General features: G+C 54.6%; 10 protein-coding genes and 4 pseudogenes. 5 read left to right on the top strand and 9 right to left on the bottom strand.

Translation table 11 applies throughout. The features are described 5' to 3' along the window. From ACP7E0_RS34610 to ACP7E0_RS34620, 3 genes and pseudogenes are all read right to left on the bottom strand, one after another. Positions 1–111 (bottom strand): annotated as a pseudogene (locus ACP7E0_RS34610) (IS5/IS1182 family transposase); the annotation flags it as partial. Positions 112–243: 132 nt separating this feature from the next. After that, positions 244–675 carry a plasmid maintenance toxin (PemK-like) gene (locus ACP7E0_RS34615; RefSeq protein WP_426131860.1) on the bottom strand — a complete coding sequence of 144 codons (432 nt, stop codon included), beginning with the start codon at positions 673–675 and terminating at the stop codon, positions 244–246. Further along, positions 662–940 (bottom strand): type II toxin-antitoxin system Phd/YefM family antitoxin, encoded by a 279-nt coding sequence (locus tag ACP7E0_RS34620; RefSeq protein WP_426131862.1) that lies wholly within the window; start codon positions 938–940, stop codon positions 662–664. The genes ACP7E0_RS34615 and ACP7E0_RS34620 overlap by 14 nt, the downstream gene beginning before the upstream one ends. Positions 941–1,158: 218 nt before the next feature. On the opposite strand from ACP7E0_RS34620, the pseudogene ACP7E0_RS34625 reads away from it, so the two are divergent. Next, a pseudogene (locus ACP7E0_RS34625) lies at positions 1,159–1,654 on the top strand (ABC transporter transmembrane domain-containing protein); the annotation flags it as partial. A gap of 115 nt (positions 1,655–1,769) precedes the next feature. Further along, positions 1,770–2,159: pseudogene (locus tag ACP7E0_RS34630) on the top strand (transposase); the annotation flags it as partial. A 60-nt stretch (positions 2,160–2,219) separates the two neighbouring features. Here ACP7E0_RS34630 and ACP7E0_RS34635 read toward each other — a convergent pair. From ACP7E0_RS34635 to ACP7E0_RS34645, 3 genes are all read right to left on the bottom strand, one after another. Next, a complete protein-coding gene (locus ACP7E0_RS34635) occupies positions 2,220–2,411 on the bottom strand; it encodes a hypothetical protein (protein ID WP_426131864.1) in 192 nt (63 codons plus the stop codon). Between the two features lie 118 nt (positions 2,412–2,529). Beyond that, positions 2,530–2,937, bottom strand: a complete 408-nt coding sequence (locus tag ACP7E0_RS34640) for a hypothetical protein (protein WP_426131866.1) — start codon at positions 2,935–2,937, stop codon at positions 2,530–2,532. A gap of 135 nt (positions 2,938–3,072) precedes the next feature. Continuing rightward, a complete protein-coding gene (locus ACP7E0_RS34645; protein WP_426131868.1) occupies positions 3,073–3,615 on the bottom strand; it encodes a MarR family winged helix-turn-helix transcriptional regulator in 543 nt (180 codons plus the stop codon). A 324-nt stretch (positions 3,616–3,939) separates the two neighbouring features. Here ACP7E0_RS34645 and ACP7E0_RS34650 point away from each other — a divergent pair, with 324 nt between their 5' ends. Further along, the gene (locus ACP7E0_RS34650) at positions 3,940–4,197 is read left to right on the top strand and encodes a hypothetical protein (protein ID WP_426131870.1); all 258 of its coding nucleotides are present in this window, start codon (positions 3,940–3,942) and stop codon (positions 4,195–4,197) included. An 87-nt stretch (positions 4,198–4,284) separates the two neighbouring features. Continuing rightward, complete coding sequence (locus tag ACP7E0_RS34655) at positions 4,285–4,503, top strand: hypothetical protein (protein WP_426131872.1); 219 nt, start codon at positions 4,285–4,287, stop codon at positions 4,501–4,503. Between the two features lie 302 nt (positions 4,504–4,805). Here the strand turns inward: ACP7E0_RS34655 and ACP7E0_RS34660 are convergent, their stop codons facing one another. Beyond that, entirely contained in the window at positions 4,806–5,588 is a 783-nt protein-coding gene (locus ACP7E0_RS34660; RefSeq protein WP_426131874.1) for a PRC-barrel domain-containing protein, read from the bottom strand. A gap of 207 nt (positions 5,589–5,795) precedes the next feature. Next, positions 5,796–7,106 (bottom strand): DUF2254 domain-containing protein, encoded by a 1,311-nt coding sequence (locus ACP7E0_RS34665; RefSeq protein WP_426131875.1) that lies wholly within the window; start codon positions 7,104–7,106, stop codon positions 5,796–5,798. A gap of 204 nt (positions 7,107–7,310) precedes the next feature. Between ACP7E0_RS34665 and ACP7E0_RS34670 the strand changes: the two genes are divergently transcribed. Further along, positions 7,311–7,610 carry a hypothetical protein gene (locus ACP7E0_RS34670; protein WP_426131877.1) on the top strand — a complete coding sequence of 100 codons (300 nt, stop codon included), beginning with the start codon at positions 7,311–7,313 and terminating at the stop codon, positions 7,608–7,610. A 342-nt stretch (positions 7,611–7,952) separates the two neighbouring features. Here ACP7E0_RS34670 and ACP7E0_RS34675 read toward each other — a convergent pair. Next, positions 7,953–8,620 (bottom strand): annotated as a pseudogene (locus tag ACP7E0_RS34675) (IS66 family transposase); the annotation flags it as partial.

The raw sequence follows: 8,620 nt of genomic DNA on the forward strand, positions 1-8,620 counted from the left end.
GGTCAAACTGCCACGGCGGCGAAGACTCGCCTCATACTCCGCCCAGTTCGTCACTTTGAATTTCATCTTGCTGATGAGGTGTCGACGGGCGGCGTTATGCTTGTGCGGCATGCTGGATCAATCTTGCTATTTTCGATCGCAGCCACATAGTTGCAAAACGTTGAAATTTGATCCCTGCACCAATGCTTCGAACTATACCAAGATTGCCATTGCGCCAGTGATCAGCAAGATATTCAAACGCTGCTACTCGCTGCGTGCCGTCGCGCGATGACGTTGTCCTCGCGCCAGTTCGACGAAGCGACGCTTGATCTTTTCAAACAGCGCCGGCGGTAAGGGTCCAAGATAACCGGTCTCCGTGTCTGTGGGCCTCACATCCGGTCCCGGCCAAATAAACCGGTTGCTCTCCGTCAAAACAATCCAAGATCGTTGATCGTCCAGTCCGAGGCGCCGCTTTGTCGCTGGCGGAATCTCGATCGCCTCTATCGGATCAGAGGGCGGCGAGTGCGTGATCGGCAAAACCCGAACGGCCGGTGTTCCATCGTCCAACGTCGCAACAATCGCCAACACCAGAGCCGGGCGATCCTTGTCGCCTTCCTCGCGCCCTTCGAGATGCTGCCAATGCCAGAGATACGAATACCGGAAGACCCAGCCGACCTTAGGTTCAGTCGGCAGCATGCTTGCCCTTCACCAGTTCGACATTGAGACGTTCAAGACCGGGCTCCATACACGACGCTTCGATGGCGGCGAGCTCCTCATCACCGAGGACTGTCGTCAATTCCACTCGACGATCCCGTTTCGCCAGACGAAGGTAATCCTCATAGGCGATCAGTACGGTGCGTGGCCGGCCATTCTTGGTTATAATGACCGGCTCTCGCACTGCGGCGTCCTGATAGGCGCCAAAGTTCTTGGATACGGCAGCAGCCGTTACGGTCGATGTCATTATCGCCTCCTTTTCCGTAAATTACGGGATTTCAGGATTTTACACAAGAGCTTTTAGAGTTCCGAGAACCACCGCCCCTCCCTCCCCGATTGCCCACACCGCTCTTGTGAATGTGCTTGGCGCCGCCAAGTTTGCACGCCTTGCCATAACCAGACGGGCGCAGCCCCCGGAAATGACACGGTCAAACAGACAACTCGTTCGCTGAGGTAACATCGGTCATGTTGAAATTCCTTCCGGGCTTTCAGGTCCTGCGCCGCACATTGGAGGGTCGACACTGGCGCCTGCTTGCGGCCGTCGTTGTTCTGGGGCTGTGTAGCGCGGTGCTGAGGGCGCAGGTATTGGTCTCATTATTCCAATGCTTAGCATTATCGCCGGCCAACGGGACAAAGCGGGCGCAGACTTTCTGCCATCTTCGAGCAGGTTGGATCGGGCTTCGATGACGGAGAACGGTTGATGGTGATCTCCATTGCCGTCCTGGCCTTGATTACGCTGAAGAACATTCTGGCATTTGCCAATACCATCCTCACGAACTTTATCTATGGCAAAGCCAGCCATGCCATACGAAGCGCACTTGCAGATCAGTTTTTGCGGATTGGCTATTCATTTTTCCTGCAACAGAGTCCCGGGAGGTTGCTGAATATAATCTCCAACGAGTCCTGGCGAGCGTCGGACGCGATACAAACTGTCCTTACGGCAACCGTGAATGCATCGGCTGAGCATTGGTGCAGGGATCAAATTTCAACGTTTTGCAACTATGTGGCTGCGATCGAAAATAGCAAGATTGATCCAGCATGCCGCACAAGCATAACGCCGCCCGTCGACACCTCATCAGCACACTGCCGATGGAGCTTATGATGGCTATCCATCCTACGACGCGGTTCACCGTCACAGCGCTGGCGCCAGGGTCGTCATTCCACCGCGCTCGAACGCGGTTGAACGGCTCACCGCCCAAGCATCCTGCCAGAGAGACAACCACATAGCATCCATGCAGGCAGATGGCCGGCTGAAATGGCAGACGTCCACCGGCTATGGCAAACGGGCGCTCATCGAAACGGCGATCGGCAGGTACAAGGGCGTCATCGGGCCGCGTTTGCACGCTCGTTCATTCCGTGCGCAGCAGACTGAAGCTGCGATCGGCGTCGCCATCCTTAACCGAATGCTCGCCTGCGGACGCTCGAAATCCATTTGTTGCGAGGCACCGACGGCAGCAACGAAATAAGTAACGCATCAAAGACCGAATGATGACCCGTCGCTGAGCGGTGCACCAACGCCGAAGAGATCAGTTAACTCGCGGAATGCCGTCTACGCCCTCCAGCCATCCGAGTTCTCTACATTTTTGCTCACCCGCCGCAATTGCAGCAGCTTGATTGGCAAATGGTCCTGCCAAGTCAATCAGGTTGCCGCGGAATATAATCATCGCTCGCTTGCCCACAACGTCGAAAATAATCTGCATACCGACTTCATATTTCATCAATTCCCCACATCAAACCGGCCATAGGATCCAATGAAAAGCCGCCGAGACATCTCCACTTTTTTCATTCCCACGAACACACCTTTGCTTCACGATGCGATCGGTCGGCGATCGTCGGTCAGGTATCGCTTGCGATAGTGACCGGAAGCTCTTCCATTCGGATAAGCTGTTTGACGCAAAATGCCGCGGCGCTCGGACCGAGTTCCTCGGCGCCCTTGATCATACTCCAGCCCCCGTCTTCGATGAACTTGCTTCTGTCCCAGTTCGCGGTGTTCCTCAACGTTTCCAGGTTTTTCGCGGCACCTTCAGCCGAGATGAACCGTTCAACGCAGATGCCGGCGGCGAGGTCGTTTCGCGCTTGTCTGGCCGCCATTTCGGCCATGACAAAGGCACGGCCACCTGTCTGCCAGCCAGCACCGGCGAACCCGATCGCCATCGTGAGCAGCGATGCGCCGATCATCGACCATAACCAAACCTTTTTCGACGGACGGTATGCGCTCCAGCGGCTTGAAAATGTCTCGCTCACGAACTCCACTCCCTGAACATTTTCGAGTTCACCATTTATATCACGCCATGAAGAATGCCGCGTGGATATCAAACACGTTTTGTTGATTACGCAGAGAGAAAGCGACAGGCTCGCTTAAGGCGCGGGGTCAATGCGTTAAAGAAGCTTAGCCAGGCGTCGCAGTCGCGCAAGGGATTCTGCCAACAGCGGTTCGTGCAGAAGCATTTCGCGCACATGTCCCAGCGCCAATTCTTCGAGAAGGCTTTGCCCAAAAGGCGTGAGCCCGACAAACACGCTTCGTTTGTCCTTCGTTGCCTGTGTCCTTTTGACGAGGCCCGCGACGACCATTCGATCGACAAGCTGCACTGCTCCATTCGGCTGCAGAAGCATCTGGCGCGCCAGATCCTTCATGGTGACTTCACTTTGAGGCGCCACCTTTATCGCCAGCAATGCTTGGTATTGTTGAGATGTGATCCCGGCCGCCGTCACTGTCGTCTCGCTATAGGCAAAGAAGTGCCTCATAGCCAACCGGAAGCCTGCCAAGCCTTCGTAAACACCAGGATCCAGGGTCGATTCTTCGTGGTGCTGACCGGTACTGCCAAGTGTCGTTTGGTCAGCAATGTCCTTTTCATTGGCCGCTTGGGGCAGGACGCCGGTGGTATTTCGTGATCCTGAAACGCTTCGACTGGATTTGGGCATCCATGTATCCTTGCAACTATGTCATGTCATGATATAGTGCGGTTTAGCTCGGGAGGGGAGCCGCGATCGCACCAAGCTTATTTCAATGAGCCAGCTAAGCTGTGGTAACCAACCGTCCGGGAAGGGATGGAGTACAACAGTGGGCTTATCTGGAGCTTGGCGCGGTCGCGACATCAGCTTTGAGCGGTAGAGTTAATTTCGAAATTGCGCGGGCATTGTGGCGGCATCTGGTTCAATTGTCTTCCTACCGATTAAAAGTCTGGCCTCGCCGACGACTCTTGTGAAAAGAGGCAAACATCCGGCCTGAACCAAGGGAGAGGTGACATGAAAACGGTTCCAATGCTCTTTCTTGGATTAATTGCACTTTGCGCATCGGGTCGTACAGCCGATGCCGCCTCCCTATCTGGAAGACCCGTCAGCGAGTCGGCATTGACACAATCTCAGAAAGCTCCCGAACCAGCACGATATATTCGCGATGTCGAAGGAAAGACCGTCCGGCTTGTCGGGCGGCGGTTTTACTCTAATCCGGAAAAAACGCTCGATTTCCCCGGGCGGGATGAAACAAAACCTGCGGCATACTAGGGCAGATATGATTGTGCGAGACTTTGCTAATCCATGGCATGCCTTACCCCGGACATACAGTTGAGCGTTTGGCAAGATGGGAAACTGGTGCGCGAACCGGTGCTTCTTTCAATCATCGGAATGCGCGAAGCGCTTCAGGCGTGTGACTTCGACGAGGCAAAAGTCAACCTGATCTGCAAGAACGTCGAAAACCACGGCAAGTGCTCGATGGGAGCCGGCGATGGACTGGCGAGGCCGCCAATGGAAAGTCTTAGTTTTGCCTTCTCTTTTTCGATCAGGGCGGCAAGGTCGGCATGGGGATTTTGACTTCGAGGCCGGGCAATCGCGCCAGCGGAGCGTAGCTTGATTATCGAAGGAATTGCTCACCAGGGCTGCGGCGATGAAGTCGATTCAATCGCCCGTAATATTGTCGGCGTCGTCAATGTCCAAATTCGAATTTTCTAGCAGGGCCACAGGCATTGATCGGAGATTTCAGTGTGAGGCGGTATCAATCCGGCTCGACGAACCCGACCGTTAGCTGGTTCCAAGGTTCATAAGTGCCCGGTCGATCTCTGAAACGTGGCTACTAATGAAAAAGCCCGAAGCGTTTGCCTCGGGCCATTCTGATTTTAGTTGTCTTTGTATTCTGGCTGAGCCTTCAACGTCGCTTCTGTTGAATCAACATACACACGAACATCATCGCCCTTTTCGTTCCGCATGATATTGACGGATTCAAGAGGGACGGCGATGTGACGTTCGCCCATCCCCAGGAACCCACCAATGTCCATCACCAGTTGGTTGACGGATCCGTCGGCGTTAAGCACCAACTTGTCGACTTCGCCGATGTTCTCGTCCTTGGCGCCATAAACTTTCGCGCCAGTCAGGTTTTCGGAAGTCAGATCGGTCATTTCGGTCGCACGATAGCCGTCGCGTTTGACGTCTGGACGAACCAGACCCATTCCGCCAGCAGGCGCTGCCGTGGTTGTCGGCGCAACATAGGCTGGTGCGTCCGTCAACATCTGCTTGTTCGAGTTAACCACGAGGAAGTATTCGTCAGCGTCCTCGCCATCCTTGATGAACTTGATGTCCTTCATCGGAATGGCGACATTTTTTTCTCCCATTCCGAGAAAGCCACCGACGCCCAGCACAACCGCTTTCACCTGACCATCGCGGCTTAAAATAACTTCATTGACCTCGCCAATGTCGTCCCATTCCTTTTCTGCGCCGGGTTGCACGGCCGTATCAGCCGCCATCTCTTTTTCCGTCGCGTAGAGCCGCATGCCAATGAACTGCGATGCCATGATATCGGTCGGCTGCTGCTCATACATTGTCATTGGAGCCATGTTGGCTGCAAAGGCGTTTCCGCCCAGCAAAACCAGTGTCAGCGCCGTTGTTGCTAGAAACTTTTTCATAGGTATCTCCTGATGTTCGGGATTGCCCAATCGCTTTCTGGTGCAACGGAGAGTGCTTGCACCGCGAATGTTCATTGTTCAAACATGTTTGAAGTGAACGAGCCCGATAAACTCCGCATGATCTAAACTTGCGAAAGCGCTGCATGTTCCGACGTTTGGTTGAAATTGTGATCTTTGTTCAATCTGGCTATCAAAGGCATCACGGAGTTATGCCAGCAGGACACCAAGCGGCCCACGATCTCGCATCACAAGGAAGTTCCGGTGACGCTGCTCGACTGAAGCTTGGTCGGACGGTGCCTTGATCATCCGCATTGCATCGGAACGGACCAGATCGGCGTGACGGGTCAATGTTTGCATGCGCTTGATGTCGTGTTCACAACTCACGACCGACGTTAAAACATCGAGCATTCTAACCATAACGGCTGTGCTGCCTGAACCGTTTTGGCGAATCATATGAAACATCGCGTCAACCAGACCGTCATAATTGACGCATGGTGTAACGAGCACAGGCCTGTCGTCTTTTGCCGTCAGTCCGGTGGAGAGATATCGCGGGACCAGATCACAAAGTGCAGCACCAAGACGATCAACAACGCTCATGGCGGTGTGCGGGTCGTTGATCCCCGGCGACAGCGCCCGAACCGCCACCTCGACCAGCTGGCGGATCGGAAACTCGATGTCGGCGGGACTGCCACGATGGCCGGCGAGTGCTGTCGCGGCACGGATGGCATCCTCGCAACCCTCTGCCTGTGGCTTGACCAACGCAATCGGAGCGCCGGGATAGACATAATCGCCAGGGCGAACCAGCAAGCGGATCGAGACTTCATGTTCGTCCGCCCAGGTCGCAAGGCCGGAACTGTCGAGCTGCTGAAGATAGCCGCTGCGGTCGTCCGCAATGGCGACAGCGTTTGCCCAGGTCGAAGCAGGTGGGGGTGCATTCTGCGGCTTATCGAACGTCAGGGCGGTGATAGCATCACCGACATCCTCACTGACAAGGCCGATCACCGTATCGACATTGATACGACCTGCCATGTGACCGACAAAATAGATCAGGGTTCCCACGCAAACGAAGGCGAGCAGGATCCCGATTGTAAGAGACATGTGCGGTACGAAAACACCTTCATCCTGCGTCCGCACCGTGCGCAGAACCATCAACGCGTAGGAAAACGTCCCAAGGAAAGCACCAAGGGTCGCCTGATTTCCCCGGTCTTTTACAAAATTTCGGAGCAGCCGAGGTCCCATTTGCCCGGCCGCGAGCGACAGGGCGGCAATTGTGATCGAAAACACCGTCCCGGCGACACCGATAGTAGACGATGCAACCGCCCCAAGAAGCGTCCGTGCTCCCGTTCCCCCGCCATTGTAGAGAAATGCGCTATCGAGCAGCCAGTCGGGCAAAAGTTCTGATGCGTCGACCTGCACCATCACGACGGCCAGCAGTATGCCGGCAAACGTCATCAGCGCCGGCACGAGCCAGAACGTTTCACCGAGACCGGTGAGGAATTTTTTAAGGCGTGCTTTCAACGATTTCTAACCTTTGAAGGTGTTGGAGGGCAATTATGCTGCTGCTGCTGCGTATCCTGTGTGAGGATGCCCCACGACTGTTCAATACCGCCGATCAATTCCCTAGGCCGGAAGAAAATCAGGAACTTCCAGCGCTTCGTTTAGTTAAGACATGTGGACAGGTCGAACAGCGTCTCACGACTTTCATCCAAATAGGAGCGAGCAATGACAATAAATCATAGATTTCAGGAACGAGCTGCGGGGTTTGGAGTGACGATCTTTGCTGTTGCGTTCATCGGCGCGTGCGGTTGTGCGTTGGCCCAAACGGAAGCTCCGGCCAAGCATGACTGCACAGTGAAGTCAGATGCGGAGTCAGAGAAGAATTTAAGCGAAAAACTGGATGATTGTAACGGCGTTTTAAAGCCACCAATCGTGGGCGACGGCAAGATTGTATCTCCCTCAAATTCAACAGGAACAATGCCAATTATCAAGCCAGGCGAACTTCCTAAAAATCAAAATCCGTAGTTACATATTTGTCGCCCGAAAACGAGAGTCATAATATTGTTTTATGCGTCTCCCCTGCATTTGTACCTGAAAACTCCCCGCCAAAAAATTTAATATTTTAAAATACCTTATGGGTAACGACTTATTTACTTGACGTATATTGCTGCCGTACTTTAGACATATTCCCCCAAGCCGTGCATCTTTATTAATCCTGGCGCGGCGGGTGGAGAGGAAGCCGTTCACAAGGAGCCGCGCTTTTTTTGCGGGATGGGGAAATGAAAGGACATAATTCGTAAGCGCTCATTTCCATGCGCGTCGACACGGCCCGTTTGACCGGGGTCGCTGTGCGACGGCTGCATCGGATCAGGCAGCGGCGGTTTTTGTGAAGGCCAAAGGCTCGATGCCGCAGGCGCGGCAGGTCAGCATGATGCTGTAGACGACGGCCCTGGCTCCGTCCACGGTATCGCTGAACAGCCAACTCTTTCTGCCAGTGGCAAAAATCCTGATATCACGCTCAAGCAAATTTTTGTCGATCGGCATCCTGCCGTCTTCGGTGTAGCGCGTCAGATACTTCCACTGGTTCAGGGTGTAGGACACGGCATCGCCAAGCTTGGTATCGGGCAAGACCTTCGGCGCTATGTTGTCGCCATGCCTTGAGAGCGTTGAGGATGGGGATGCTATGTTGCTGGCGCAAACGGCCAATGCATTGATCTCGCGTTTCGTCCTTGTCCGGCTTTTCGTTACACGCCTGGCTTTCAATCCGGTAGAGCTGTTCGAAGAACTTCAACGCCTGCTCCGGCGGGCCGCCGCCTTCTTCCTTGCCTTGAGCGCATCAACGAAGCGACGCCTGGAATGGGCCATGCATCCCAGATGGGTCGCTCCCTCCAGCGTGCGCTAGGCGGTGTAGCCATCGCTCATCAATATGCCGCGGTAATCGCCGAGGAAGGCCTGCGGATAAATCTGGCCGCGTCCGGGCTGATAATCGAGAAGCACGATCGGTTCATTGCTTTCCTCGCCGCTCCGATACGCCC

This window comes from Pararhizobium sp. PWRC1-1, from assembly GCF_049897905.1.
GTDB lineage: Bacteria > Pseudomonadota > Alphaproteobacteria > Rhizobiales > Rhizobiaceae > Pararhizobium.

Excerpts from the sequence above, each read along its gene's own strand:
- ACP7E0_RS34635 (WP_426131864.1), bottom strand. The coding sequence starts at position 2,411 with ATGAAATATGAAGTCGGTATGCAGATTATTTTCGACGTTGTGGGCAAG.
- ACP7E0_RS34645 (WP_426131868.1), bottom strand. The coding sequence starts at position 3,615 with ATGCCCAAATCCAGTCGAAGCGTTTCAGGATCACGAAATACCACCGGC.
- ACP7E0_RS34670 (WP_426131877.1), top strand. The coding sequence starts at position 7,311 with ATGACAATAAATCATAGATTTCAGGAACGAGCTGCGGGGTTTGGAGTG.
- ACP7E0_RS34660 (WP_426131874.1), bottom strand. The coding sequence starts at position 5,588 with ATGAAAAAGTTTCTAGCAACAACGGCGCTGACACTGGTTTTGCTGGGC.
- ACP7E0_RS34620 (WP_426131862.1), bottom strand. The coding sequence starts at position 940 with ATGACATCGACCGTAACGGCTGCTGCCGTATCCAAGAACTTTGGCGCC.
- ACP7E0_RS34650 (WP_426131870.1), top strand. The coding sequence starts at position 3,940 with ATGAAAACGGTTCCAATGCTCTTTCTTGGATTAATTGCACTTTGCGCA.
- ACP7E0_RS34615 (WP_426131860.1), bottom strand. The coding sequence starts at position 675 with ATGCTGCCGACTGAACCTAAGGTCGGCTGGGTCTTCCGGTATTCGTAT.